The sequence below is a fragment of the Gluconacetobacter asukensis genome (assembly GCF_014174375.1).
Taxonomy (GTDB): Bacteria; Pseudomonadota; Alphaproteobacteria; order Acetobacterales; family Acetobacteraceae; genus Gluconacetobacter; species Gluconacetobacter asukensis.
Genome location: NZ_JABEQE010000001.1, coordinates 312,801 through 337,410, shown reverse-complemented (window position 1 = coordinate 337,410; position 24,610 = coordinate 312,801). Strand labels below are relative to the sequence as shown.

Annotated in this window: 25 protein-coding genes; 15 read left to right on the top strand and 10 right to left on the bottom strand. The window is 67.2% G+C overall.

The genetic code is table 11. The annotated features are described in order from the left end of the window. Window positions 1-11: 11 nt before the first annotated feature. From HLH35_RS01545 to HLH35_RS01520, 6 genes are all read left to right on the top strand, one after another. Window positions 12-1,694 (top strand): ABC transporter substrate-binding protein, encoded by a 1,683-nt coding sequence (locus HLH35_RS01545; protein ID WP_456305627.1) that lies wholly within the window; start codon window positions 12-14, stop codon window positions 1,692-1,694. After that, window positions 1,691-3,385 (top strand): ABC transporter substrate-binding protein, encoded by a 1,695-nt coding sequence (locus HLH35_RS01540; protein ID WP_182977442.1) that lies wholly within the window; start codon window positions 1,691-1,693, stop codon window positions 3,383-3,385. The genes HLH35_RS01545 and HLH35_RS01540 overlap by 4 nt, the downstream gene beginning before the upstream one ends. Before the next feature lie 238 nt (window positions 3,386-3,623). Further along, window positions 3,624-4,649, top strand: a complete 1,026-nt coding sequence (locus HLH35_RS01535) for an ABC transporter permease (protein ID WP_182977441.1) — start codon at window positions 3,624-3,626, stop codon at window positions 4,647-4,649. Further along, entirely contained in the window at window positions 4,649-5,623 is a 975-nt protein-coding gene (locus HLH35_RS01530; protein WP_182977440.1) for an ABC transporter permease, read from the top strand. The genes HLH35_RS01535 and HLH35_RS01530 overlap by 1 nt, the downstream gene beginning before the upstream one ends. Next, on the top strand, window positions 5,613-6,623 hold the full coding sequence (locus tag HLH35_RS01525; RefSeq protein WP_182977606.1) for an ABC transporter ATP-binding protein: 1,011 nt from the start codon (window positions 5,613-5,615) through the stop codon (window positions 6,621-6,623). The genes HLH35_RS01530 and HLH35_RS01525 overlap by 11 nt, the downstream gene beginning before the upstream one ends. Then, window positions 6,620-7,621 (top strand): ABC transporter ATP-binding protein, encoded by a 1,002-nt coding sequence (locus HLH35_RS01520; RefSeq protein ID WP_182977439.1) that lies wholly within the window; start codon window positions 6,620-6,622, stop codon window positions 7,619-7,621. The genes HLH35_RS01525 and HLH35_RS01520 overlap by 4 nt, the downstream gene beginning before the upstream one ends. A gap of 145 nt (window positions 7,622-7,766) precedes the next feature. On the opposite strand, the gene HLH35_RS01515 is transcribed toward HLH35_RS01520, so the two are convergent. Both HLH35_RS01515 and HLH35_RS01510 read right to left on the bottom strand, forming a co-directional pair. Beyond that, a complete protein-coding gene (locus HLH35_RS01515; RefSeq protein ID WP_182977438.1) occupies window positions 7,767-8,099 on the bottom strand; it encodes a YciI family protein in 333 nt (110 codons plus the stop codon). Window positions 8,100-8,428: 329 nt separating this feature from the next. Continuing rightward, window positions 8,429-8,824, bottom strand: a complete 396-nt coding sequence (locus HLH35_RS01510) for a DUF5367 family protein (protein ID WP_246384754.1) — start codon at window positions 8,822-8,824, stop codon at window positions 8,429-8,431. Between the two features lie 90 nt (window positions 8,825-8,914). Here HLH35_RS01510 and HLH35_RS01505 point away from each other — a divergent pair, with 90 nt between their 5' ends. Further along, window positions 8,915-9,493 (top strand): TetR/AcrR family transcriptional regulator, encoded by a 579-nt coding sequence (locus HLH35_RS01505; protein ID WP_182977436.1) that lies wholly within the window; start codon window positions 8,915-8,917, stop codon window positions 9,491-9,493. 19 nt (window positions 9,494-9,512) lie between these two features. On the opposite strand, the gene HLH35_RS01500 is transcribed toward HLH35_RS01505, so the two are convergent. Continuing rightward, window positions 9,513-12,416 carry a diguanylate cyclase domain-containing protein gene (locus tag HLH35_RS01500; protein ID WP_338029270.1) on the bottom strand — a complete coding sequence of 968 codons (2,904 nt, stop codon included), beginning with the start codon at window positions 12,414-12,416 and terminating at the stop codon, window positions 9,513-9,515. A gap of 173 nt (window positions 12,417-12,589) precedes the next feature. On the opposite strand from HLH35_RS01500, the gene HLH35_RS01495 reads away from it, so the two are divergent. The 3 genes from HLH35_RS01495 (at window position 12,590) to HLH35_RS01485 (ending at window position 16,167) form a co-directional block, all read left to right on the top strand. After that, window positions 12,590-13,630: an alpha/beta hydrolase gene (locus tag HLH35_RS01495; protein ID WP_182977434.1), complete on the top strand. Its 1,041-nt coding sequence runs from the start codon at window positions 12,590-12,592 to the stop codon at window positions 13,628-13,630. 403 nt (window positions 13,631-14,033) lie between these two features. Continuing rightward, entirely contained in the window at window positions 14,034-15,140 is a 1,107-nt protein-coding gene (gene dinB, locus HLH35_RS01490) for a DNA polymerase IV (RefSeq protein ID WP_182977433.1), read from the top strand. Window positions 15,141-15,240: 100 nt separating this feature from the next. Beyond that, window positions 15,241-16,167, top strand: a complete 927-nt coding sequence (locus HLH35_RS01485; protein ID WP_182977432.1) for a 2-hydroxyacid dehydrogenase — start codon at window positions 15,241-15,243, stop codon at window positions 16,165-16,167. 21 nt (window positions 16,168-16,188) lie between these two features. Here HLH35_RS01485 and HLH35_RS01480 read toward each other — a convergent pair whose 3' ends face one another. After that, on the bottom strand, window positions 16,189-16,602 hold the full coding sequence (locus tag HLH35_RS01480) for a hypothetical protein (protein ID WP_182977431.1): 414 nt from the start codon (window positions 16,600-16,602) through the stop codon (window positions 16,189-16,191). Window positions 16,603-16,827: 225 nt separating this feature from the next. Beyond that, window positions 16,828-16,980, bottom strand: coding sequence for a hypothetical protein (locus tag HLH35_RS01475; RefSeq protein ID WP_182977430.1), 153 nt, complete (start codon window positions 16,978-16,980; stop codon window positions 16,828-16,830). Window positions 16,981-17,303: 323 nt separating this feature from the next. Between HLH35_RS01475 and HLH35_RS01470 the strand changes: the two genes are divergently transcribed. After that, the gene (locus tag HLH35_RS01470) at window positions 17,304-18,230 is read left to right on the top strand and encodes a lysophospholipid acyltransferase family protein (protein WP_246384753.1); all 927 of its coding nucleotides are present in this window, start codon (window positions 17,304-17,306) and stop codon (window positions 18,228-18,230) included. Window positions 18,231-18,300: 70 nt separating this feature from the next. On the opposite strand, the gene HLH35_RS01465 is transcribed toward HLH35_RS01470, so the two are convergent. Then, on the bottom strand, window positions 18,301-18,528 hold the full coding sequence (locus HLH35_RS01465; RefSeq protein ID WP_182968385.1) for a hypothetical protein: 228 nt from the start codon (window positions 18,526-18,528) through the stop codon (window positions 18,301-18,303). Between the two features lie 317 nt (window positions 18,529-18,845). Here HLH35_RS01465 and HLH35_RS20120 point away from each other — a divergent pair, with 317 nt between their 5' ends. Together HLH35_RS20120 and HLH35_RS01460 are read left to right on the top strand one after the other, a co-directional pair. Then, window positions 18,846-18,980 (top strand): hypothetical protein, encoded by a 135-nt coding sequence (locus tag HLH35_RS20120; protein WP_275943759.1) that lies wholly within the window; start codon window positions 18,846-18,848, stop codon window positions 18,978-18,980. An 8-nt stretch (window positions 18,981-18,988) separates the two neighbouring features. Continuing rightward, on the top strand, window positions 18,989-19,498 hold the full coding sequence (locus HLH35_RS01460) for a CHRD domain-containing protein (protein WP_408870078.1): 510 nt from the start codon (window positions 18,989-18,991) through the stop codon (window positions 19,496-19,498). A 24-nt stretch (window positions 19,499-19,522) separates the two neighbouring features. Here HLH35_RS01460 and HLH35_RS01455 read toward each other — a convergent pair whose 3' ends face one another. From HLH35_RS01455 to cobT, 4 genes are all read right to left on the bottom strand, one after another. Continuing rightward, the gene (locus tag HLH35_RS01455) at window positions 19,523-19,855 is read right to left on the bottom strand and encodes an SMR family transporter (RefSeq protein WP_182977428.1); all 333 of its coding nucleotides are present in this window, start codon (window positions 19,853-19,855) and stop codon (window positions 19,523-19,525) included. A gap of 121 nt (window positions 19,856-19,976) precedes the next feature. Beyond that, window positions 19,977-20,210 (bottom strand): hypothetical protein, encoded by a 234-nt coding sequence (locus HLH35_RS01450; protein ID WP_182977427.1) that lies wholly within the window; start codon window positions 20,208-20,210, stop codon window positions 19,977-19,979. Window positions 20,211-20,320: 110 nt separating this feature from the next. Next, entirely contained in the window at window positions 20,321-21,085 is a 765-nt protein-coding gene (gene cobS / locus HLH35_RS01445; protein ID WP_182977426.1) for an adenosylcobinamide-GDP ribazoletransferase, read from the bottom strand. Continuing rightward, window positions 21,082-22,080 (bottom strand): nicotinate-nucleotide--dimethylbenzimidazole phosphoribosyltransferase, encoded by a 999-nt coding sequence (gene cobT / locus HLH35_RS01440; protein WP_246384752.1) that lies wholly within the window; start codon window positions 22,078-22,080, stop codon window positions 21,082-21,084. The genes cobS and cobT overlap by 4 nt, the downstream gene beginning before the upstream one ends. A gap of 95 nt (window positions 22,081-22,175) precedes the next feature. On the opposite strand from cobT, the gene cobU reads away from it, so the two are divergent. Continuing rightward, a complete protein-coding gene (gene cobU / locus HLH35_RS01435; RefSeq protein WP_246384751.1) occupies window positions 22,176-22,709 on the top strand; it encodes a bifunctional adenosylcobinamide kinase/adenosylcobinamide-phosphate guanylyltransferase in 534 nt (177 codons plus the stop codon). Window positions 22,710-23,474: 765 nt separating this feature from the next. Further along, complete coding sequence (locus HLH35_RS01430; protein ID WP_182977423.1) at window positions 23,475-24,425, top strand: hypothetical protein; 951 nt, start codon at window positions 23,475-23,477, stop codon at window positions 24,423-24,425. The last annotated feature ends 185 nt before the right edge of the window (window positions 24,426-24,610 follow it).

Below are 24,610 nucleotides of genomic sequence, written 5' to 3'. Positions count from 1 at the left end.
GAGTATTGGCGGTGTTGGCGGCTGTGCCCGGCTACGCTGCCCGCGCACAGGATTCCGCGCCGCCGGGCAGCGCCCGGCCGGTGGGGGACGGGCAGACGCTGGGCAGCCCGCATCGCGGGGGGATGCTGCGGCTGACGGCATCGTCCTCGGGCGGGACGCTGGACCCGCAGATCAATTATACTTCGGAATATGCCCAGCTTTTCACGGTCCTGTATGACGGGCTGCTGAATTTCCGCAAGGCGGACGACCGCACCAGCGACGAGGTGGTGCCCGACCTGGCCGAAACCGTGCCGCAGCCCGAGGATGGCGGGCGGACCTGGCGTTTCACGCTGCGGCAGGGGGTGCGGTTCTCGACCGGGCAGGAGGTCACGGTGGCGGATGTCGCGGCCTCGATCCGGCGGCTGTTCCGGGTCGGCAGCCCTACGGCGGGGTCGTTCTACGGGGCCATCGTCGGGGCCGATGCCTGCCTGCGCGATCCGGCCCATTGCACGCTGTCGGGTGGGCTGGAGGTTGATCCGGCGACGCGGGCCGTCGTCTTTCACCTGAGCCAGCCGGATGCCGAATTCCCGCAGAAGCTCGCCTTTCCGCATGCCTCGATCCTGCCGGCGGCCATGCCTGACCATGATCTGGGCAATGTGCCGGCGCCGACCACAGGGCCTTACCGGTTCGTCAGCTACGATCCGGACCGGGGCGCGGTGCTGGAGCGCAATCCGTTCTTCCATGTCTGGAGCGCCGACGCGCAGCCCGACGGCTATGCCGATCATATCCGCTACGATTTCGGCCTGCCGGACGAAGCGGCGGTGACGGCGGTGGAAAACGGGCAGTATGACTGGATGTTCGACATGAAGCCGCTGGACCGGCTGGGCGAACTGGGTGCGCGCCATACCAGGCAGGTCCATCTCCGGTCGCTCTACGGCTTCTATTACGTGCCGATGAACGTGAATATTCCGCCCTTCAACAACCGCATGGCGCGGCAGGCGGTGAACCGGGCGCTGGACCGGCGCGCGATGACCATTCTGTATGGCGGGGCCGCCGTGGCGGGGCCGCTCTGCACCATCGTGCCGCCGGGCATTCCCGGCGCGCTGGACGAGTGCGCCCATACGGTCGGGGCGGACCCGGACCACCCGGCGCCGTCATGGCGCGGGGCGGATCTGGAAGGTGCGCGCCGGCTGGTGGCCGCCAGCGGCACCGCCGGGCAGAAGGTGACGGTGGTGGTGCAGAATACCGCCGTCGAGATGAGCATGGGGGTGTGGCTGCGCAACATGCTGCAGGCCATCGGCTATGACGCCAGCGTCAAGCCGCTGTCGCATGCGGTGCAGCTTGGATATATCCAGAACACGTCGAACCATGTGCAGATCAGCCTGAGTGACTGGTTTGCGGACTACCCGTCGGCCTCGAACTTTCTGGACGATCTGTTCGGGTGCGAGAATTTTCATCCCGGTACCGACAATTCGATCAACATCGCCGGCTATTGCAACAAGGAAGCCCAGGCGGCGATGGATGCGGCCAAGCAGGAGACCGATCCGGCGCGGGCGGCGGAACTCTGGGCGCAGGCGGGGCGGATCATCACCCGCGACTCTCCGGCGGCGCCGGCCATTCGCATCAATTATATCGATCTGGTATCGTCACGGCTGGGGAATTATTTCTATACGGACCTGTATCACATGATCTTCTCGCAGGTTTGGGTTCAGTGAGGGGAGGTGCGGCGCGCCTGCTGGGTGTTCTGCCTGTTCTCTTGCTGGGCCTGGCCGGCGGCGCGGCGCATGGCATGGATGACGGAGCGCTGATGGCGGCGCATCGCGGTGGCACGCTGCGGCTGACGGCGGCGTCCTCCGGCGGGTCGGTCGATCCGCAGATTGCGTACGAGCAGCAGAATCTGCAGATCGAGGCCCCGGTCTATGACGGGCTGATGGCGTTTCCCAAGAGCGGGCGCGGCGATGCGGTGCGGCCGGTGCCGGACCTGGCCGACGGCATGCCCGAGATCCGCGATGGCGGCCGTACCTATGTCTTTCGCCTGCGGCAGGGCATCCGCTTTTCCGACGGGCACGTGCTGGGCGTCGAGGATGTCGCGGCGACCATGCGCCGGATCTTTCGCGTCAACAGCCCTGCGGCGGGGCCGTATTTCAGCAATCTGCTCGGGGCGGCTCCGTGTCTTGCCGGGCAGGGGTGGTGCGACCTGTCGAACGGCGTGGTGACCGATGCGGCGGCGGGGACGGTGACCTTTCACCTGGCGCGGCCGGATACGGATTTCCTGTACAAGCTCGCCTTTCCGCAGGCCGCGATCGTGCCGGCGGGGACGCCCGACCATGATACGGGCAATGTCGCCCCGCCGGGGACCGGCCCCTATCGCATCACCTTCTACGATCCGGACCGGATGATGCGGCTGGAACGTAATCCGTATTTCCGGGTGTGGGATGGGCTGGCGCAGCCCGATGGCTTCCCCGACCGGATCGTCTACAGTTTCGGCCTGGACGAGGAAGCCGAAGTGACGGCGGTGGAAAACGGCCAGTATGACTGGATGCTCGACATGCCGCCGCGCGACCGGCTGGGCGAGTTGGGCGACCGGTATGTGCCGCGCGTCCATCTGTCGGACATGCTCGTGGTCTGGTACATGGAAATGAATGTGCGCCTGGCGCCGTTCAGTATGCCCGAGGTGCGGCGGGCGCTGAATGATGCGGTGGATCGGCATGCCATGGTCCTGCATGAAGGCGGCCCGGCGCTGGCCTATCCGGCGTGCGACATGATTCCGCGCGGTATCCCGAGCCATGATCCGGAATGTGCCTACGGGCGTGGGGCGTCGGTGGCGCATCCGGCGCCGTCCTGGCAGGGGGTGGACATGGCGCGGGCCCGCGCGCTGGTAGCCGCCAGCGGGACGGCGGGGCAGGATGTGACGGTCGTGACCATGAACACGTCCATGGGGCGGGTACTGGGCCAGGCGGTGCGCGAGACGCTGGCGGAACTGGGCTACCACGCCATCGTGCGGCCGATCACGCCGGTGGTCGAGTTTTCCTATTTGCAGAATACGTCGAACGCGGTGCAGATCGGCTTTACCGGGTGGCAGGCCGATTACCCGGCCCCGGGGGCGTTTCTGCACACGCTGTTCGCCTGCGACAGTTTTCATCCTTCGTCCGATAATTCGCTGAACATGTCGGGCTTCTGCGATCCGGCGATCGACCGGCTGATGGACGATGCCGCGGCGGCGCAGCAGGGCGACCCGGCGCGGGCCGACGCCATGTGGCAGCAGGCGGATGCCGCCATCATGGCGCAGGCGCCGGTGGTGCCGCTGGTGCAGACGCGCCGGCTGGACCTGGTCTCGGCGCGGGTGGGGCATGTGCTGTCCAGCGCCTATTACATGGTGTTGCTCGCGCAGCTCTGGGTCCATTGAGCGCCTGTCCGGGAATGCGCGCTGGTGGCGGTCCGACGCGCGTTTCCTGCGCTCCGGTGCTCACGGCCATCAAGGCCGCTCCGCGCCGGTGCTCGAAAACACACGCCGGGCGTAGCCCTGTCGGGCTACTCCCGCTCACCAGCCCCCATTCCCGGACAGGCTTTCAGAGTTTTTCGGGAATGCGCGCTGGTGGCGGTCCGACGCGCGTTTCCAAACAGGCTGTGAGAAGGTTTTCCCCATGACAGCGCCGACCGCATCTTCGTCCCATTCCGCGCCTCGGCCTGCCGGGCCGTGGCGCCGCGCCGGGCGGCGGCTGGCGCGCGACCGTGCGGCGATGGTGGCGCTGGCGGTGCTGCTGGCGGTGACGGCGGCATGTCTGCTGGCGCCGGTCTATGCGCGCGATGTGGCGCATACCGATCCGTTCACTTCCAACGTCGCGGGATCGGTGACGATCGACGGGCGCAGTGTCGACATCATGCAGCCCAACGACAATCCGCTGCATCTGGGCCTGTCGCCCATCGGCCCGACCTGGCATGCCTCGGCCGACCTGCTGGGGGCGGACAGCCAGGGGCGCGATCTGGCGGCGCGGCTGCTGTATGGCGGGCGGACGTCGCTGCTGATTTCCTTCTGTGCCGCCGCGCTGTGCATCGTGCTGGCGGGTATCGTGGGCATCGTCGCGGGTTATGCCGGGGGGATCGTCGATGCGGTGCTGTCGCGCATCATGGACATCATGTGGGCGGTGCCGGTCTATCTGTTCGCGATCTCGCTTTCCATCGTCACCGTCAGCCAGGGATTGAAGCTGGGGCCGGTTGCCATCGCCAGCGATAATCTGCTGATCCCGATCTGCATCATCGCGCTGGTCTATGTGCCCTATGCGGCGCGGCCGGTGCGCGGGCGGGTGATGTCGCTGCGGCGGGCGGAATTTGTCACCGCCGCGCGGGCGCTGGGGGTGCCGGGCTATCGCATCGTGCTGCGCGACATTCTGCCCAATGTCACCGGGACGCTGGTGGTGCTGGCGCCGCTGATGATGGCGCTGGCGATGATGGCGGAATCCGCCCTGTCGTTCCTCTCGATCGGCGTGCAGGCGCCGGGGGCGTCGTGGGGCACGATCATCGAGGATGGCGAGGGGCTGATCTATACGCGCCCGATGGTGGCCATCGCGCCCGGGCTTGCGATCGTCATCGTGGTGCTGGCGCTGAATGTGCTGGGGGACGGCATGCGCGACGCGCTGGATGTGCGCGACAGCGGACGGGAGCGCGCGTGATGGTGATGGCGGTTCTGCGGCGTCTGGGCCAGACGCTGTTCGTGCTGGTCGGGATTTCGGTCCTGGTGTTCCTGGTCTTCTTCGCCACGCCGGGCGCAGACCCGACGGCGCGCATTGCCGGGCGCAATGCCTCGCCCGAGACGATGGCGCGGGTGCGTGTGGAATACGGGTTCGACCGGCCCTTGCCGGTGCAATATGCGCGGATGATGGAAAAGCTGTTCGTCACGCGGGATCTGACATCCTACGTCAATCGCGGGCAGAAAGTGGTACCGGAGATCCTGGAAGCTGCGCCGGTCACGGTGTCGCTGGTCTCGGGCGCTGCCGTGATCTGGGTTGTGCTGTCGGTGGTCATGGGCGTGATTGCGGCGGCGCTGCGCGGCAGTTGGGTGGATCGCGGCCTGATGATGCTGGGGCTGGTGGGGATTTCGATCCCGGTCTTCTGGCTGGGGCAGGTGGTGAATCTGGTGACGCAGAGCCGCTATCACGAGAGCTGGCTGTTTTCCTGGGTGCCGGGGCTGGGCTACGTGCCGCTGACCGAGGACCCGCTGGGCTGGTTCCGCGCGCTCGCGCTGCCGTGGCTGACGCTGGCGGTGCTGTTCGTGGGCATCTACAGCCGCGTATTACGCGCCGATCTTGTGGCGGTGCAGAGCGAGGATTTCATGCGCACCGCGCGTGCCAAGGGCCTGTCGCCGGCGCGGGTGCTGCTGGTGCATGGGCTGCGCACGTCGATGATCACCTTTGTCTCATTGTTCGGGCTGGATTTCGCGCAACTGGTCGGCGGCGGTGCGCTGCTGACCGAGGTTGTGTTCGGCCTGCAGGGGGTGGGGCGGTTGACCTATCAGGCGCTGTCGAACCTGGACCTGCCGCTGATCATGGCCACGGTGATGTATTCGGCGGTGTTCGTCGTGATCGCCAATGCCGTCGTGGACATGCTGTATCTTCTGCTGGATCCGAGAGTGCGTGATGGACGCTGACATGCTGCTGGTGGTGCGCGACCTGACGGTGGCGCTGCCGATCGGCGGGCGGCTGGTGCCGATCGTCGAATCCGTATCCTTTACGCTGGGTGCGCGGGAAATCCTGGGCATTGTAGGCGAGTCCGGGTCGGGCAAGAGCGTGACCTCGCTGGCGATCATGGGGCTGATCGACGTGCCGGGGGCGCGCGTCAGCGGGTCGGTGCGTTTTCGCGGGCGCGAACTGGTGGGGCTGGCGCCACGGGCCTATCGCGCGCTGCGCGGGCGTGAGATCGCGATGATCTTTCAGGACCCAATGACCGCCTTTACCCCGGTCTATACGGTCGGGCGGCAGATCGACGAGCAGATCCGCGTGCATCAGAAGATCTCGCGAGCCGATGCCCGGTCGCGCACCGTGCGCCTGCTGGGTGACATGGGCGTGCCGGACCCGGAACGGGTGGCGGGGCGCTATCCGCACCAACTTTCCGGCGGCCTGCGTCAGCGGGCGATGATCGCGATGGCGCTGTCCTGCAATCCGGCCCTGCTGATTGCCGACGAGCCGACGACCGCGCTGGATGTGACGGTGCAGGCCCAGATCCTGGATCTGTTGCGCGGGTTGCGTCGGGAATACGGGTCCTCGGTGCTGCTGATTACCCACGATATGGGCGTGGTGGCCGAAACCTGTGACCGGACGCTGGTGCTGTATAGCGGGCTGGTTGCCGAGCGCGGGCCGACCGGGGCGCTGTTCGCGCAGCCGGGACACCCTTACACGGCGGCGCTGCTGGATTCGATTCCGCCGCTGCATGGGCCGCGCCCGGCGCGTCTGCCGTCCATTCCCGGCAGCCCGCCGGCCCCCGCCGAGCGCCCGGCCGGCTGCCCCTTCGCGCCGCGCTGTGCCTATGCCCATGAGGCCTGCGCCGTGCGGCCGGCGTTGGTCGCCAGTGGGGTGCAGGATGTTGCCTGTGTGCTGCCGGCGGAGGGGCGCCCGCTGCCGCCGCGTTTCGTTGCGGAGATGAGCGCATGACCCGTCTGCCGGTCGATTCTCCCTCTCCGCTGATTGCGGCGCAGGATTTACGTATGACCTATCGGGTCGGGCGCGGGCAGGTGCTGCGCGCGCTGGACGGCGTGTCGCTTTCGGTGCGGCCCGGCGAGGTGCTGGGGCTGGTGGGCGAGTCCGGCTGCGGCAAATCGACGCTCGGCCGCTGCCTGCTGCGACTGGTGCAACCGAGTGCGGGGCGCGTCGTCTTCGACGGTACCGACATCACCACCCTGCCGGAACGGCGCCTGCGCCCGCTGCGGCAGGACATGCAGATGGTGTTTCAGGATTCCTACGCGGCGCTGAACCCGCGCCGCCGGGTCGGCGACCTGGTGGCCGAGCCGCTGCGCGTGCATCCCGCCCCTGGCGGCGGGCGGCGCAGCCGGGCAGATATCGCGGCCCGGCTGGCGGAACTGATGGATCTGGTGGGCCTGCCGCAGGCGGCGCTGACGCGCTATCCGCACGAATTTTCCGGCGGCCAGCGGCAGCGCATCAACATTGCCCGCGCGCTGGCGCTGTCACCCCGGCTGGTGGTGGCTGATGAGCCCGTGGCGGCGCTGGACGTGTCGATCCAGGCGCAGATCGTGAACCTGTTCATGGATCTGCGTGACCGGCTGGGGCTGACCTATGTGTTCGTCGCGCATGATCTGGCGGTGGTGCGGCAGATTTCGACCCGGGTTGCGGTGATGTATCTGGGCGCGATCGTCGAACTGGGCGAGGCCGACGCTGTGCTGCATCGCCCGGCCCACCCCTACACCGCCGCCCTGATCGCCGCCGTGCCGGAGCCGGTGGTGCGTACCGAAGGGCTGCCGCCGCCGTTGCGCGGCGACGTGCCCAGCCCGATTGCACCGCCGCCCGGCTGCCGGTTTCATACGAGATGCCCGGTGGCGCGCGACCGTTGCCGCGTCGATCCGCCGGGGCTGCGCGCCCTGCCGGACGGGCGTGAGGTGGCGTGTCATTATCCGTTGGTGGGGGAAGGACACTGATTGGGGCGTCTGTCGCGGGGCGTTGTCCCCAGGCTGTAAAAAAGCCTGCACAAGAGACGGCGCTCGCCCGCTGCTCTGCTGTGAGCGGAGTTCGGGACGCGGGAGGACTCCGATACGCGGCCTGCTGAACAAGCCGCGGCTGAGATCAGGATGTCTCTTTCAATGGCCAGACTTCAACGACGCCGTGTGCCACCGCGCAGGGTACGTGCGAAACCTTTTCGATGGCTTCGGCCAGGTCGGCGGCCTCTATTAGGGCGAATCCGGCGATCGGCAAGGCGGACGACATGAATGGCCCATCGCGGGTTTCCATGCCGCGGGCTTCTGGATTGCGGACCTGCACCGGTGCGCCGGCGATCCCGATCACCGCGCCTTCGGACCTCAGTTTCGCGTCCTCGATATGGGCGGCGTCCCTGACGGAGCGGGGCGTGCGGTGGTAGTCTGCCGGGTCGCCATATCCGATCGTGATGAACCTGGGCATGGTCTCGTCTCCCTCAGGGGGATGGTGCTGCGGCCTCGGCGATAACGGCGTCATAGGCGGCTTGCAGACGGTCCGACAGCAGGGGACCTTCATTGGGATTCGGTATGCCGAGATGGTGCTCCCGCATCTCCGATATGAACGCGCCGTGCAACGCCTGGCTCCCGTCTTCGAATAACTGATTGCGGATCGCCAAATTCGGCGGTGGCGCATTTGGCTGATGCGCTCGCCTCGCGCCCGACTACTGTCCCATCATTGCGTTCCGGCGGAGTTCGCAAGGGTTCCATCGGCCGGGACGGGCGATGGAAAGCCAAGGGAGGGGGAGCCCGACCTTACGCCCGCGCAGCCGCCCGTTCGCGCCACAGGCCCAGCAGCAGGGCGCCCCAGGCGCTGATGCCGTAGCCCCAGAGCAGCCACGCCGAGGCCAGGCGGCAGGTCTGGTCGTCGGCCGCGTAGAGCGTGGGGAACCAGCGCAGGGCGATGGCATCGTAGAGCATGGCGTCGGCCATGATGAACAGGCAGCCGGAGAGGATCTGGTTGCCTTCCAGCCGTGCCAGGCGGCAAACAAGCCAGACGCTGAGCAGCGCGACCGGGATGCTGGTCACGAAGCCGATATTGCCGCGCATGCCATACAGGCTGCCGGGCAGGGTATGGACGAACAGGGTGGCCAGAGCCCAGAAGAGGAACGCCACGACGGAGCAGATGATGATCTGATTCAAGCGGAGCATTGCTGTCTCACCTTCCATGAAGCGAGTGCTACATTATCGCTGTGTAGCGGCCGCTTCAATGCGAAATCGTATTCTTTCCGAGAGAATTTCATGAGTGATGATTCCGCGACCCCCGACCGGGCCGGGCGGCGCGACGCCCTGGCGGAGGCGGCGGCCGAACTGGTGCTGCGCGAGGGGCTGGGCACGATGGGGCTGCGCGGCCTGGCGCGGCGGGTGGGCACCAGCGACCGGATGCTGATCTATTATTTCGGCAGCAAGGATGCGCTGGTGACTGGCGTGCTGGCGCGCATCGGCGAGAAACTGTCCGTGCTGCTCCAAGCCTACAGCGCGGGGCCGCCGGTTTCGCCGGGTGCATTCCTGGGCCAGGTCCTGATGCTGGGGCGGGACCCGGTGGTGATGCCGTTCATGCGGGTGTGGACCGACGTGATCGCGCGCGCCGCCGCTGGTGAGGCGCCGTACGACATGGTTGCGAAGAAAGTGGTCGCCGACTGGACGGCCTGGATCGGCACCAGGCTGATCCCCGACCCGGATCGCCCCTGTCCGCCCGCCGCCCTGCTGTCGATCGTTGAAGGGGTGACCCTGCTGGAGATGGCCTGCCCGGGCAGCACAACAGAGGCGGGGCCATGGCTGGCGGAGGCCCTGCTGCGGGCGGACGGCCGGGCGGGCTGAAAGACGGCGCGGACGCGCGTCAGGGGGCCTGGATCACCCGGTTGCGTCCCTCGGCCTTGGCGCGGTAGAGCGCCTTGTCGGCGCGCTCGATCAGGCTCTGCCAGGTCTCGTTCGCGCAGGCCAGGGCGATGCCGGCGCTGACCGTGACCACCAGGTCGGGCGTGCCGACGGTCGCGGGCATCGCGCCCAGGGTGTGGCAAAGCGCCTGCATGTGCGGCAGTGTCGCGCTCTCGCCCATCAGCACGACCAGGAACTCCTCGCCGCCATAGCGGCCGGCCGCATCGCCCCCGCTCAGTCCCTGGCGCAGGCGGCTGCCGATTTCGGTCAGGACGTCATCGCCGGTCAGGTGTCCCCATCGGTCATTGATCTGCTTGAAATGATCGACGTCGATCAGTCCCGCCATCAGCGGCGTGGCGGCCGGCAGCTCGGCGAGGCTGGATTGCAGCAGGGACTGGATCGCCCCCCGGTTCAGCAATCCCGTCAGGCTGTCGAGGCGCGACTGTTCGATCAGCGCCTGGTGGGCGGCCCGGATTTCCTGGGTCTGGCGGTCGACGATCGATTGCAGCTTCCGGCGCTGCTTGATCAGCAGCCCGACGCGGATGCGCCACGCCATGTAGCCGGCCAGCAGCAGGCAAACGGCCGCGAGGCCGCGGACGGCCCAGCCATCCCACCAGGGATGGGCCATGGTGATGCGGGCGGTCACGATCGCGGATTGCTGATGGCGGTCCGGATCGAAGGCCATCAGCATGAAGCGATGGGAGCCGGGCGGCACCGACGGATAGCGCACCGATCCTTCGGCGGTCTCGTTCCAGCTTTCGTCCGCGCCTTCCAGCCGGTAGCGGAACCGCAGGCGCGGCGCGTCGCGATAGTCCAGCGTGCCGAAGGTCACGCGCAGGGGCGCGCGGCTGAAGGCAGCCCGTCCGCCATAATAGGGATGTTCGCCCAGGGCCATGGCGGTGATGACCGGTTGCGGGGAGATATCGGTCAGCAGCGCCTCCGGCCGAAGGAGATGCGAGAGGCCCCGGCTGGTACCGATCCAGATCGATCCGTCCGCATCCTCCAGCAGGCTGTCCTGGTCCAGATCGTTGGAGACCAGCCCGTCGGCCTCGGTGATCGTGACCCAGCGTTTTCCGTCGAAGACGTTCACGCCCCGATCCGAACCGGCCCAGACCCGGCCATGCCGGTCGATCACGAGGCTGTACAGCATGTTGTTGCCGATCACGGCCGGGTCGCAGAATGTCAGATCCTGGACCCGGTCGCCATCATGCGTCAGCCGATAGAGGCCGCCCTGGCCGCCGATCCACAGGTGATGGTCGTCCTGCATGGCGATCACGTAGGGGGCGAAGGTCGCCAGCGTCCATTTGGGCAACATGATTGCCATGGTACCGTCGGCGTGCCGGGCGACCAGCCGCCCCCTTTCGACCAGCCATGCCGTGCCGGCCGCGTCGATCAGCCCCGTGACATAGGAGCCATCCAGGCCGGGAACGGGCACGGGCTCCTGATCGCGCCGGGCGGCGTCGGCCAGCCATGCTCCGTGATCCGACAGCAGCCATATGTCGTCGCCACGGCCGATCAGGATCTGGTTGACCCGCTTGATCGCATGGTCGCGCTGCCAGTCCGTCTGCGCGTCGTGGTAGACCACGCCCTCCGGCCCGGCCTGCCAGATGCCGCCATGACGGTCGGCGGCAATGTGGAATCCGGCCTGCCCAATGGTGCGGACGACCGTATTGGTACGGGTATCCAGTGCGCTGATGCCGGTGTCGGAAGCGATCCAGAGCGGACCGCCAGGCTGCCGGGCCATCTGCCACATGACGTCGCTCGCCAGGCCGTCGCGCCGGCTGAAGGTCTCGAAGGTCCCAAATCCGCCCGCACGGGCCAGGCCGTATCCCATCCTGCCCATCCACAGGGCCCCCTGCTGGTCGAACAGCAAGGCTGTCAGCGGCGAATTGGAGAGTTCGCCATCCAGGGTGACGGTCTTCCAGGTTCCGCCGGTGCGGATAGCCAGTTCGTCGTTGTCGGCCTGTGTGATCAGCGCGCCCTGGGGGGACCAGGACATGGTCAGCAGATGCTGGTAGTTTTCATATTGGCGGCCCGCGTGAGGGATCGTTTCGACATGCGGGGCCGCTGGGCCGCGTGGAACGACGACGAGTTCATGCAGGGTCCGCGCAAGCAATGTGCCGTCGCGGTCCTGGGTGATTGCTCCCAGCCCGCGAGGCTCCGCCAGGGACGGCAGGGATGGACAGTGCAGGTCGGGCCCGGATACGGCGCACAGGCGCCCGTTGCTGGTGCCGATCCACAGTGTGTCGCCATCTTCATGCAGGGCCGTCACATCGGTCAGCGGATCGCCCTGCATGCCCAGCGTGCTGGCCAGCAGGCTGATGCGTTCGCGGGCGCCCTCCTTGTGAATGAACAGCAGGCGGTCGCGGTCGGTGACGACCAGGCCGCCACGCCACGGCATGATCCGGCGGTGGCTGTCATGCCCCAGCGAGCGCCCGTTATCGACGGGCTGGAAGCGCAGCCGGTCGGGCGATGCGGCGGCAGACAGATTGTGCGCGACATAGATCATGTCGGCATAGGTCAGGATCAGGTCTCCGTCGCCGGTCTGTGCGGCGGCGACCCCGACGCCGGCGGCCGGCAGGCCCTGTTCCGGGCCGAAGGGAACGAAACGCCTGCCGTCGAAAAAGTAAAAGCCATGCTGGGTCGCCGCAATGATCTGGCCCGTCGGCAACTGCATCGCCGACATAATGGAAATATTCGTCAGGCCGCTTGCGGCATCATACAGCGTGGTGGGGATCGTCTGACCGCGCGCGGATGGGGGCGCCCCCGCCAGAAATGCTGCGGTACAGGGCAGGAAGATCAGCCATGCGGGAATTTTTCGGCGGCGAAATAACGAATGGCGCGTCTTTCCCGGAGGCTCATGCACGGTAAACAAAATATTGCGATCCTGGGGGGTAACGGTTCCGTATTGCCGCCGGAGAGTATGCAGGAAAAAAGGAGAACGGGGCAATATTCGTAATTACAAAAACAACACTCTATTTTATCAGGCAAATTTCGGTATAGGGCTCATATGTCGGGATACGGCGCGGGATGCGGGCGATGATGGGGTGGCGGGCCGTTCTGCTGGCGGGGATGCTGGGATTGGCGATCGGGCTGGGGCCGCGCGTGCGGCCGTGGACCGGTACGGTCGGTTTGCCGTCAATGCCCTCCGATCCTGCCACGCTCGAGGCCGAGATCGCGGCCGGCGAAGCGGCGGCCGGCCCGCTGCGACCCGGCACCGGGGCGCGGATCGTATGGGCCGATCCGGCGCACCCCGCGCGCACCGCCTGCGCCATCGTCTATCTGCATGGTTTCACTGCCAGCCAGGGGGAGGGGGCGCCGGTCCACACGGATCTCGCCCGCCTGTTCGGCTGCAACCTCTATCTGGCGCGGCTGCCGGGCCATGGGTTGCAGGCGCTGGACGCGATGCGTGGCCTGACGGCGGAGCGCCTGGCGCAGGGGGCGGCGCGGGCGCTGGCGATTGGCGGCGCGATCGGCGAGAGGGTGGTGGTGATTGGCGCCTCCACCGGTGGCGCCCTGGCGCTGGATCTGGCGGCGCGCTTTCCGCATGCGCTGGCCGGCTTGGTCCTGTGGTCGCCGCTGGTGCGCGAACGGGGGAACCAGTTGGGCCCGCTGTTCTGGCCGTGGGGATTGCAGCTGATGTGGCTGTTCCACAATCACGGCCATGACGTGACGCATGCCGCCGCGCTGGGGCCGGTCTGGACGGGGGACGTGCATGTCGACGGTTATGTCGCCCTGGCCCAGCTGACGCGCGGGCGGATGGTCGAACCGGTGTTTCGCCAGGTCACGGCGCCGGTCTTTCTGGGGTATTACGACCGCGATCCGGCGCATACCGACCCGACGGTCGAGGTGCCGGCGATGATGCGGATGTTCGGGCAATTGGGTACGCCGGTCGCCCTGCGGCGGCAGGTGGATTTTCCGCAGGCCGACAGCCATGTCATCGCCTCGCCGCTGCGCTCGCGCACTCCGGATGCCGTCTGCCGCGCCACGCGCGATTACCTGCATGATGTGCTGGGCCTGCCCTACGCGCCGGACGGCGATCCGACAGTGTGCGACAGGGTCCATCCGCTGGCGGGGTAATGTCCAGCCTCTGCATTGCAGGGGTGAATTTTGGGGCGGGGAAGTTCGCTAAAATATTGATTTGTCTGATGTTAACAATCTGAAATCTGGAAAATTCCGGATTGTTGGCACTAGTCAGGGGGAAGACGAGGCGCATAAAATGCGGCAGGCACCGGGGCATGTGCGCCTCGGCTGTCGCATTCAAGGAAGTGAGACCGATGGCTGAATGTCCGACGAAATGTAAGATCAAGTCCCCCTGCGTGAAGGGAATCCTGGCCGTGGGTCTGGTTGCGGCGCTGGCCTTCGTGGTCAAGAAAGTGTTTTGCAACAAGAACTGAGCCTGACGCTTCCGCTCCGGCCGCGTGCCGGGGCGGCCCCCAGGGCAGCCCCCAGGGTAGCTTCCGGCCCGCACGGCTGAACGGACATGGTGCGGCAGGAAGAGGGGGAGGCTGTCATCCGGCGGATCATCCATGTCGATATGGATGCCTTCTATGCGTCGGTCGAGCAGCGGGACGACCCGGCCTTGCGGGGCCGGCCGGTGGCCGTTGGGGGCAGCCGGCAGCGCGGGGTGGTCGCCGCCGCCAGTTACGAGGCGCGGCAATATGGTGTGCGCTCGGCCATGCCGTCGGTCACCGCGCGGCGCAAATGCCCCGAACTGCTCTTCGTGCCGCCGCGTTTTGATGTCTATCGGGCGGTTTCGGCCCAGATCCACGCCATTTTCGCCCGCTATACGAAGCTGATCCAGCCGCTTTCGCTCGACGAAGCCTATCTGGATGTCACCGTACCGCTGGTCGCGCACCCCTCCGCCACCGCGATCGCTGAGGAAATCCGGGCTGCGATCCGGGCGGAGACCGGGCTGACGGCATCGGCCGGCGTGTCCTACAACAAGTTTCTCGCCAAGCTGGCATCGGACCATCGCAAGCCCGACGGGCTGTATGTCATCACGCCGCGCATGGGGCCGCGCTTTGTCGAGGGCCTGCCGGTCGAGCGCTTTCACGGCATCGGCCCCGCCACGGCGGCGCGCATGCATGCGCTGGGCATTCGCACCGGCCTGGACCTGCGGGAATGGGACATGGAGCGTCTGGCGCGCCATTTCGGCCGTGCCGCCGCGTTCTACCACGGCATTGCGCGCGGGCTGGACGAGCGGCCGGTCGAACCCGACCGCAAGCGCAAATCCATCGGCGCCGAACGCACGCTGGAGCAGGATATCCATCATTGGGACCAGGCGCTGGCGGTGCTGGACGCGCTGGTCGACCGGGTGTGGGAAGCCAGCGGCAGGCGCGGGCTGAGCGGGCGCACGGTGACGGTGAAGATCCGCTATGCCGATTTCCGCCATACCGGCCGGGCCCGTTCGCTTCCCTCTCCGATATCTTCCCGTGCCGACCTGCGGGAGATTGCGACGGGGCTGATGCGTCCGTTCTTTCCACCTGAAAGGGGAGTGCGTCTGCTGGGGGTGACGCTGTCCAACCTCGACAGTCAGGAGGCCGCCGCGTCCGGCACGCAATTCGCCCTGGAACTGGAGGCGCCGTGACCATAGCGGAGACGCTTGCCGGGAAAGGGGAAGGGAGCCCATAACATCATGGGTTTCCGGCGCCGATGTCCCGGCCGGGCTCATCGCGGGATGGAATGAAATGGCGTTGCTTGTCAGAACTTCACCCGACCGGGCGGCAGCCTGGCGTAAGGCGCTGCATCAGGCGGCCCCCGATCTGGATGTGCGGCTGTGGCCCGAATGCGGCGACCCGGCGGAGATCACCGCGCTGCTGACCTGGAAGGCGCCGCCCGATCTGGTGCAGCGTTTTCCGAATCTGCGGGTCGTCTTCTCGGAAGGTGCCGGGGTGGACCAGTTCCTGTCGCTGGACCTGCCGGACACCGTCAGCCTGGTGCGGATCGTCGATCCGGCGCTGACCGGGATGATGGTGGAATACGGAACCTGGGCGACGCTGGCCCTGCATCGGCAGATCCCGGCCTATCGCCGCCAGCAATCTGCCCATGAATGGACGCGCCTGCCGCATACGCTGGCCCGTGACCGGCGGGTCGGGGTGTTGGGGCTGGGCGTGCTGGGGCGCGCTTTGCTGGAACGCCTGCACCTGTTCGCATTCGATTGCGCCGGATGGAGCCGGGGGGCACATGCGCTCGACGGCGTAAAATGCTTTGCCGGCGCCGAGGGGCTTCAGCCCTTCCTGGCGCGGACCGATATCCTGATCTGCCTGCTGCCGTTGACCGAGGAGACCAGGGATATTCTCTGCTCCGCCCATTTCAACGCCATGCCGCGCGGGGCGGCGCTGGTGAATTGCGGGCGTGGCGGCCATCTGGTGGAGCAGGATCTGCTCGATGCCCTGGCGAGCGGTCAATTGTCCCACGCGATCCTGGACGTTACGGCGCGGGAGCCGCTGCCCGTGGATCATCCGTTCTGGGACCATCCCGGCGTCACCATCACACCGCATGTGGCCAGCGATACGACCCCGGCCAGCGCCGCTGCACAGGTCATCGAGAACCTGCAGCGGCTGCAACGGGGCGAAGTGCCGGTGGGGCTCGTCGATCGCCGACGCGGCTACTGAGACCCTGTTTGAAACAGCCTCTTATCGGCGCACCGGGTCTTCGCCATGGCAGCCGGTATGGCCGAAGCGGTTGAAACGCTGTCGGGTACTGTGCCGCCGGACCGCGAGGGGCAGTTCGGTGGTCAGGACCGCCAGGGTTTCATCCTCGCTCCAGGCCGTCTCGCGGGTGATGGCGACCAGCATCTCCGCAGGGAGCAGGAGGCGGGTCGTCATCTTGTCGATCGGCATCGGGGTGTCGGTCATGCCCCAGGAGCGGACCACGTCGTATAATCCTATATCGGCTGCCCGGTGCAGCAGGGCCTCGTAGCCATTGCGCGGTTCGCCGCCGGCCAGGAGGGCCTCAAGATAGGCCGCCCATTCCGGTGGCCCTGCTGGCGGGGAGGGGACGGATGCTCGCTCGGAGCCGCCGGCCACGCCTGAATATGCTGTCGTCATGGACAATCTCCCTTCTTCCCATCTTCCTCTCCGGGAGGGGTCGACCGCCGGCTTCGCGAAATGACGGCAATGCGGGAGGGGGCGGTGACCCAGTCTCTGACATGGGGATCGACGGGAGCCCCGCGCAGGGGGCAGGGCATCACGAACGTGGGATGTTCGGCATGCGTCGGGCGCAGGGAGCGGTATTTCCGCGGGCCCGCATCCCTGGTCCCCAGCCGGTCGCGTTCAGTGCGAATTCGTGTGACCGGAAGATGGCGGGTCACTCGCGGGGAAACTGTCTTTCAGTTCCTCGTCCAGATTGGCTTCCTCCTGCTCGGTGGGGGGATGCGGTTTCTTTTTGTCCGGGTTGGGCGGCGTCGGTTTCGTGTCGTTCGACATGATGACCCTCCGTATTGCGTGTGCCCCTGTTGGCGCGTCCACGTCGTTTCAACGCGGGATCGCCGGGGTTGTTTGCCGATCTGTCGGCCATGTGATGAAGGGCGGGCTGGCGGCCCTTCATTGACATGGCGTCCGATTGGTGATGCATGACCGCTGTCAGGCGGCCCCGAGCGGGGCTTTTTTGATGCAGGCTCCCAACCCGGTTATGATCGGTTCATGAAGTTCGTTCCTCGCCGTATCCTGTATCGCCCTGTTTCCGATCGGGCCCCCTGTCCATGAGCGCGCGCCGGCCAGCACCGACCCGGGGTCTTGCCAGGCCCGACATGTCCTGCACCGACGTCCAGAGCCCCCCGGTCCCGACGGGCAGCCGCCTGTCGGCGCGCCTGCGGGCGACGGCACGCCTGCTGGCGATCGCGGTCTGGGTCCCGACATCGGTCTCGTTCGAGGCCCTGCTGCTGCTGGTGCCCGGCACGGCGAAGATCCGCTGGACGCGCGTGATCTGGGGCGTGCTGTGCCGGCTGCTCTCGATGGATATCCGCGTGATCGGCACCCGGGCCGGCACGGTAGGCGGCGCGCGCGCGCGCGCGCGCGGCGAACGTCCGGTGATCTATGTGTCAAACCATTGCTCGTGGCTGGATGTGCCGGTCCTGGGCACGGTCCTGCCATCGGTGTTCGTGGCCAAGGGCGATATCGGCGCCTGGCCGATCATGGGCACCGTCTCGCGCATTGGACGGACGATCTTTGTCAGCCGGCAGCGCAGCACGACCGGCCGCGAGCGCGACGAAATGGTCAGCCGCCTGATCGGGGGCGACAATCTGGTCCTGTTCCCCGAAGGGACGTCGTCGGACGGGATGCGTGTGCTGCCCTTCATGTCGGCCTTCTTCGCCATCGCCAAGATGCCGCCGCTGCGCAAGGGAGCCGAGACCGACCCGCCGCTGCTGACCTATGCGCCCGGCATGGCACCGCTGATCCAGCCCGTGTCGCTGGTCTATGACCGGCTGGACGGGCTGAACGTCAATCGTCATCGCCGGCCCGTCTTTTCCTGGTATGGCGACATGGATCTGGCACCGCATGTCTGGCAGCTGGCGCAGTGGCGCTCGATGCGTGCCAGCGTGATCCTGCACCCGCCGCTCGATCCCGATGCCTTCCCCAGCCGCAAGGCGCTGGCCCAGGCGGCCTGGAACGCGGTGGCGGAAGGGGCGGCGCTGCTGCGCCGCAATGCCGAGGACGCCGGCCCACATACGCCTTAAGAGGCTGGAAGGCGCGTTGGCGGCGATCCGACGCGCGTTTCCTGTATCCGGGCCTCGCGGCCGAGCGGCATCAGCGGCGCGCGTGTCGTCTGGCGCGGGGATGGTCGGGCCATTCCATCAGGACATTTTCCACCGCCTGCGGGTCGGTGCGGTCGGCTTCGGCGAACAGATCGTCGGCGCGGGCCTGATCGCCTTCGTCCTCGGCCTTCAGGGCGGCTTCGGCCAGGCGGCGTGCCTGTTCGTGCTTGCCGGCGTCGGCGTCGGTCGGGCGGTCGTCATAATCGGCAAAGCGGGACATGGCTGGGATTCCCTTGGGGTGCCACCTGCATGATGTGTGGTGGCGGCAGGTGGCTGTCCAGCCCTTGGGCAAATGGACAGGCGGCAGCATGGCGGCGCAACCTTATGCCGTTATCGGACGTTGGGGCGTTGTCACCCGCGCGTCTTATTAAGTTAACGGGAATATCTGTTCGCGCGCGTATAGAAACGCGGATGGGCCCGGTTCGCCCCGCCTGGACGGCGACCCATGCTGAAAAAAAGCCTGCCTCTTGCCATGATTCGAGCACAGGAGGCGGCCATTGCAGACACGATCGGATTGGTTTTCATCAGGAGGGCATAATGGTCTATCTGGGAATGATGAGCCTGGCGTCGGTTCTGCTTGTTGCCTGTGGCATTCAGCTCGCGCGATTTGTCGATACGCGGATCGATCCGGATCTGTCGGCCCTGAACCGGTCGGCTGGTCTGGATATCTGACTGGCGGCATGATGCCCGGACCGGACGCGCGGACCAGCGCCGCGTCCGGCGGGTTCGTGTTCAACCTGTCTGTTTCAATGGAGATCGGGATCATGCGTTGTTCCCTGCTGTTCGGCGGCCTGCTGTTGGCCGCGCCGATCGCGTCATCCATCGCCGTGGCCGAGGGGCGAACCCTGCAGGTGACGGGCGAATTCGTCCCCGTGGCTGGCGCGAACGATCACCCGACGGGAAGCGTGACGGGCACCTTGAACGAAAAACGGAACATGGTGACCTATCGCATCACATGGCGCGGACTGAGCGGTGCCGTCGTTGCGGCCCATTTCCATGGTCCGGCCGATCCGGGCCAGGATGCCGGCGTGCTGGCGCCGATCCAGGGACCCTATACCAGCCCGCTCAGTGGCGCCGTGGTCCTGACGCCGGAGCAGGTCAAGGAACTGCGGGCGGGCCGTGTCTATGTCAACCTGCATACCGCCGCCCGTCCTGCTGGCGAGGCGCGGGCCCAGTTGCAGGTTCATTGACGGTCATCTGCCGGCCTCGCCGCGTCAGTGCCCGGTGGTGCGGGAGAACAGGTTGATGACGGCGACGCCCAGTATGATCAGCGCCATGCCGGCCAAAGCCGGGGCGTCAAGGCGCTGTTTCAGCCAGATCCAGTTGATGGCGGAGATCAGCACGATGCCTGCGCCCGACCAGATGGCGTAGGCAATGCCTGTCGGCATCACCCGCAGGGTCAGCGACAGGAAGAAGAACGCCACCCCGTACCCGCCGAAGGTCAGCAGCGTGGGTAAGGGCCGGGTGAACTGGGCCGTATATTTAAGGGATGATGTCGCAAAGACTTCGGCGATGATGGCCGTGGCGAGATACAGGTAAGTCGTCACGTGTCACACGGGTCCTCGGTGGGATTCCGGCGGGTTCCGGTGCGGCGGATCATGCCTGAACCGGAACCCGTTTGGGAAGCTGTGCCGGGGCCGTTACCCGTCCGGGCCCTTCACTGCCGTTTCAGTGGGGAGGGATAATCGTCGGGGAGACCAGGATGCTGACGATGATCGCGGCGACCAGCACGGCCACCACGATAACGCCGCCGATGACCTGCCGGGTCTTGCTCGCGGCATCTTCGCCGGGGATTCCGGCCAGGCGTTTATTGTCCATGACCTGTTTTCCTTCCAACAGAATCCTGGCGCGCGGATTGCGTGCGCCGTGCAGCCTGTCTGGAAACACCAGCCGGATCGTCACCGGCGCGTATCTGGCAATCAGGCTCTGAGAAGGATCTGGTGCGGCCGGATACCGGCACAAGCAGGGGGAAGGGCAATCATGCGTATGTGATGGGCCCGCCTGGTTACCGGTCAGGCCGGCGCGGCGGCGATGCTCAGCAGGGTCAGGATGCAGCATTCGACGCCGATGGCGGTGGCACCCAGGACGTCGCCCGTCAGGCCGCCGATCTGCTGTCGCGTCAGGCGCCCGAACAAGATGGCCGCGAGCGCCGCGGCACCGCAGGATTGAAACGCTCTGCCGACCGGCAGCAGCAGCAGCGCGGCCGCCAGGGGGATCAGCAGGCAGGCCGCCAATGCCGGGCGCGGGATGCCGGGCAGCGTGGCGGCCAGCCCGTCCTGCCGGGCCGGCTTCATGGTCGCGGACAGGCCGGCCATCGCGGCCCGGCCCAGCCCGCCGGCGAGGGCCATCGCGATGGCAGGGTGGGGGGCTGCCGCCGCCGCGGTCACCCGGATCAGCAGGGCCATGCCCAAGGCCAGGGCGCCGTAACTGCCGATCCGGCTGTCGCGCATGATCGCCAGCTTCCGTTCCCGGTCCCGGCCGCCGCCGAAACCGTCGGCCGTGTCTGCCAGCCCGTCCTCATGCAGGCCGCCGGTCAGCAGGATCTGCAGTGCCACCGCCCATGCGGCGGCCAGGTGGCGGTCCAGCCCCACCGACGCCAGACCGCCCAGCACCAGGCCGCCCATGGCCCCCAGGGCCAGGCCCACCAGCGGCCATGTCCATACCGAACGGCCCAGATCCATCCCGGCAGCGTCCGTGGACAGCCAGCCCACGGGCAGCCGCGTCAGCAGGCCGATACCGGCCGCCAGATCGGAGCGGCACCGGGCCGGCCAGATCATGTCCGCTCGCTGACGCCCGCGTCGGCGAAGCTGGCCATGCCGGTGTGGCAGGCCAGTGCCGCCCGCAGCAGCGGCACGGCAAGCGCGGCACCCGAGGCTTCGCCCAGCCGCAGGCCGAGATCCAGCAGCGGGTTCAGGCCCATAAAACCTGCCAGCGCGTGATGGGCGGCCTCGGCCGAGCGGTGCGACAGGCTGGTGTGGGTCAATCCCATCGGGTTCAGCCGCCGGAGCGGTGCCGCGGCGGCGCTGCAGACGAAGCCATCGAGCAGGACCGGAATGCGCCGATGCCGCGCCGCCAGCACCGCGCCCATGATGCCCGCCATCTCATAGCCACCCAGGGTTTGCGCCGCCACCAGCGGGTCGTCGCAGCATGTGGCGTGACGCGCCAGGGCGATGTCGATGATCGCGGCCTTGTGCGCCACCCCGTCCGCATCCAGTCCGGCGCCACGGCCCGCCCAGTCGCGGCCGGTGCCGCCGAACAGCGCCGCCGCCAGCGCGGCGGCAGCCGTCGTGTTGCCGATTCCCATTTCGCCCAGACACAGCAGGTCGGTATTGGCATCGACCGCCGCGTAACCGGCCGTGACGGCATCCAGAAAGGCCGGAATGGTCATGGCGGGGGCGAGGGTGAAATCCTCGGTCGGTGCCAGATCCGCCATCGGTATCACGGTCAGGGTAGCGTCCGCGATGTGGGCAAGCTGGTTGATCGCGGCCCCGTCGGCGGAAAAATTGCCGACCATCTGGGCGGTGACGCTGGCGGGCCAGGGGGAGACACCCTGCCGAACGACCCCGTGATTCCCGGCGAAGATCACGATCCGCACGCGTTCCAGGCTCGGCGTTGCGCGCCCCTGCCACGCTCCCAGCCACGCAACGAGCTCTTCCAGGCGGCCCAGGCTGCCGGCCGGCTTCGTCAATATGGCCTCGCGCGCCGCGATGGCCTGTGAAGCCGCGTGGTCGGGCGGCGGCAGATCGACGCATGCGGCGTGCAGGTCGGCCATGCTTGAAAAAATCGTGGTGGCTTGGGGATGGACTTGCATGGTGGTTCTTGTGTGGCGTTATGCGCCCGGGTGCAAGACATAAGGAGATGAACAGGATGGCATCGGTGGAAACGGAGGCGCGCACGGAGTGTACGCTGGTGCTGGGTGGCGTTCGCTCGGGAAAGAGCCGGCATGCCGAGCAACTGCTCATGGCCGTGCCGGCACCCTGGATCTATATCGCCACCGCCCGCGCGTGGGACGAGGAAATGCAAGCGCGGATCGAGCGGCATCGGGAGGATCGTGCTGTCGGCTGGCAGACGGTCGAAGAGCCTCTGGGCCTCGCGGGTGCGCTCGAGGAAGCCGGCCAGGCGCCGGTGCTGGTGGATTGCCTGACCCTGTGGTTGACCAATCTGCTGCTGGCGGAACGCGATATCGCGTCCGAGACGGGTGCGGTGTTGCGGGTTTTGGCACGGCGGTCGGCTCCGACCGTTCTGGTAAGCAATGAGGTGGGGCTGGGTATTGTGCCGGAGACGCCGCTGGGCAGGCGCTTTCGGGATGAGGCCGGATGGCTGAACCAGGCCGTGGCATGCGCGGCGCGGCGGGTTGTCTTCATGGTGGCCGGACTGCCGATGATCGTGAAAGCCGGGTGAACGGGAAAGGTGGAGCACGACATGCCGTCTTCGAACGGGTCACGATCGTGCATTCGACAGCCGCATGGCGGGCATGTCCCGATGCAGGCCTTCCTGGCGACCGTTTTTTATCTGGCAGCCATGGTGCGATTCTCCCGGAATCAGGGGGCGATATGATCGCTTTCGCTTCGGGGAGGGGGACATCGCGCGATAGCCGGACCCATGACTCCAGCGATGGTACTCATGCCCGTTCGTTCGACGAATTTCGAAATCTCGCGGCTTGCGGGTTCTTCGGGGATCGGGTGGCCGGTCGGAGGGCGCCGGGAAATCGCCAGACGGCATGGACGATTTCCCGTCTCACCCATCCCCGGCCGGTGCGACGCGGGAATCCGGCCGCCCTTCGCGGCATCGGGGCCTGGCATGTCGACTGTCGCGACGAACATGGCGGAAGAACCGAGAAATTTTTTGACTTTTGCAAAATCTATTAAATAATAAAGAAAAAATTGATTTTAACATGTTCAGTGTTCTGCTTCGGCGTGGTGCGTTTCGGCGTTCTGCAAGAAAAAACGAGGCTCGGTTAATGCTTTGACTTGACAGAGGCGGCCACAACGCCGAGATGATGCCGAAGAAGAAAGATATTTTTTTTACCCGACACCCAGGCAGGCCATCGACGATGGCGGGGAATGAAAACGGTCTTTCAGAATTCCGGTTTCCGATCACGCCGTCATGGCGCACCGGCTCCGGACGGACTGTCGGTCATCAAGACAACGAAAGGTTGCACCCATAATGAGTGATGAGACGAAACCCACCCGGCGCCGGACGTCCCGCAAGGATGTCGAGACCGTGGTGACCGCGCCGTCGGCGCCCGAGGCGGCGCCTGCGAAGCGCGGCCGCGGGAAGGCTAAGGCCGCCGCACCCAAGATTGAAACGGTCCCTGTCGCGCCGGCCCCCGTCGCGGCCAAGGCCGAGGAAAAGCCGGCGCGTCGCACGCGCGCTGCCAAGGCGGCCAAGGTGGCGGTCGAGCCCGTTGCTGCGCCGGTTCCGCCTGCGCCCGCGCGGCGTCGTGGAACGCCGCGCACGGCGCTGAAGGTCGGCCCCGTTGCGGAAGAAGCTGTGACGTCGCCCCGCAAGCCCGCCAAGTCGGTTGCCGCGACGGCCAAGAAGCCTGCTGCCAAGGCCCGCACGACGCGCAAGGCCGCTGTCGTGGTGGCGCCGGTGGTGCCTGCCAAGGCTCCGGCCCGTCGGAAGGAAGCGGTTGCCGTTGCGCCGGTCGAGGCCCCGAAGCGGGGTGCGAAGGCCCGTGCCGCCGTGGTCGTGGAAGCGAAGCCGGCTTCGGTAAAAGCGCGCAAGGCCACGACGAAGTCGGTCAAGGAAGCGCCGAAGCCCGAAGTGAAGGCGACTGCCGTGAAGGCCAAGGCGTCCGCTGGCCGGAAGGCCGCGCCGAAGGACGTCGCCAAGCCGGTGGCCAAGGCTCCGGCGAAGGCCGCCGTGAAGAAGGCCGCGCCGAAGCCCACCGCGAAGACCGTTGCCAAGGCCGGGAAGGTTCCGGCCAAGGGTGCCAAGGCGCCGGCACCGGCCAAGAAGGCGGTTGCCGCCAAGGCCGCGCCGACGCCGCAGCGTGGAACCGGCCGCCGCATGGCGAAAGGGGATCGCACGGCGGTCGACGCATGGCGTGAGGCGCGCGAAGCGCGCAAGCAGGTGCGTCTGGCCCGTCTGGCAGCCGCGCGCGGCCAGTAACGTCCGGCGTATCGCGCCGCAGGCGAACAAGCGTTGATTGGAAAGGGGCGGCACGTCATGGACGTGCCGCCCTTTTTCTTTCTGGCGGTTTCGGGGGCGTTCGGAGAAGGCGGGTTGGCGGGCATTGCCCAGTGCAAACGACGCGCACTGACCCATGGGTTCCAAGACAGTCTCCGACAGGCGGG

What these genes read in the sequence shown, in the direction of transcription:
- HLH35_RS01535 (WP_182977441.1), top strand. Translation starts at nt 3,624, where the DNA reads ATGACAGCGCCGACCGCATCTTCGTCCCATTCCGCGCCTCGGCCTGCC.
- HLH35_RS01530 (WP_182977440.1), top strand. Translation starts at nt 4,649, where the DNA reads ATGGTGATGGCGGTTCTGCGGCGTCTGGGCCAGACGCTGTTCGTGCTG.
- HLH35_RS01525 (WP_182977606.1), top strand. Translation starts at nt 5,613, where the DNA reads ATGGACGCTGACATGCTGCTGGTGGTGCGCGACCTGACGGTGGCGCTG.
- HLH35_RS01520 (WP_182977439.1), top strand. Translation starts at nt 6,620, where the DNA reads ATGACCCGTCTGCCGGTCGATTCTCCCTCTCCGCTGATTGCGGCGCAG.
- HLH35_RS01515 (WP_182977438.1), bottom strand. Translation starts at nt 8,099, where the DNA reads ATGCCCAGGTTCATCACGATCGGATATGGCGACCCGGCAGACTACCAC.
- HLH35_RS01510 (WP_246384754.1), bottom strand. Translation starts at nt 8,824, where the DNA reads ATGCTCCGCTTGAATCAGATCATCATCTGCTCCGTCGTGGCGTTCCTC.
- HLH35_RS01505 (WP_182977436.1), top strand. Translation starts at nt 8,915, where the DNA reads ATGAGTGATGATTCCGCGACCCCCGACCGGGCCGGGCGGCGCGACGCC.
- HLH35_RS01495 (WP_182977434.1), top strand. Translation starts at nt 12,590, where the DNA reads ATGATGGGGTGGCGGGCCGTTCTGCTGGCGGGGATGCTGGGATTGGCG.
- dinB (WP_182977433.1), top strand. Translation starts at nt 14,034, where the DNA reads ATGGTGCGGCAGGAAGAGGGGGAGGCTGTCATCCGGCGGATCATCCAT.
- HLH35_RS01485 (WP_182977432.1), top strand. Translation starts at nt 15,241, where the DNA reads ATGGCGTTGCTTGTCAGAACTTCACCCGACCGGGCGGCAGCCTGGCGT.
- HLH35_RS01480 (WP_182977431.1), bottom strand. Translation starts at nt 16,602, where the DNA reads ATGACGACAGCATATTCAGGCGTGGCCGGCGGCTCCGAGCGAGCATCC.
- HLH35_RS01475 (WP_182977430.1), bottom strand. Translation starts at nt 16,980, where the DNA reads ATGTCGAACGACACGAAACCGACGCCGCCCAACCCGGACAAAAAGAAA.
- HLH35_RS01470 (WP_246384753.1), top strand. Translation starts at nt 17,304, where the DNA reads ATGTCCTGCACCGACGTCCAGAGCCCCCCGGTCCCGACGGGCAGCCGC.
- HLH35_RS01465 (WP_182968385.1), bottom strand. Translation starts at nt 18,528, where the DNA reads ATGTCCCGCTTTGCCGATTATGACGACCGCCCGACCGACGCCGACGCC.
- HLH35_RS20120 (WP_275943759.1), top strand. Translation starts at nt 18,846, where the DNA reads ATGGTCTATCTGGGAATGATGAGCCTGGCGTCGGTTCTGCTTGTTGCC.
- HLH35_RS01460 (WP_408870078.1), top strand. Translation starts at nt 18,989, where the DNA reads ATGATGCCCGGACCGGACGCGCGGACCAGCGCCGCGTCCGGCGGGTTC.
- cobS (WP_182977426.1), bottom strand. Translation starts at nt 21,085, where the DNA reads ATGATCTGGCCGGCCCGGTGCCGCTCCGATCTGGCGGCCGGTATCGGC.
- cobT (WP_246384752.1), bottom strand. Translation starts at nt 22,080, where the DNA reads ATGGCCGACCTGCACGCCGCATGCGTCGATCTGCCGCCGCCCGACCAC.
- cobU (WP_246384751.1), top strand. Translation starts at nt 22,176, where the DNA reads ATGGCATCGGTGGAAACGGAGGCGCGCACGGAGTGTACGCTGGTGCTG.
- HLH35_RS01430 (WP_182977423.1), top strand. Translation starts at nt 23,475, where the DNA reads ATGAGTGATGAGACGAAACCCACCCGGCGCCGGACGTCCCGCAAGGAT.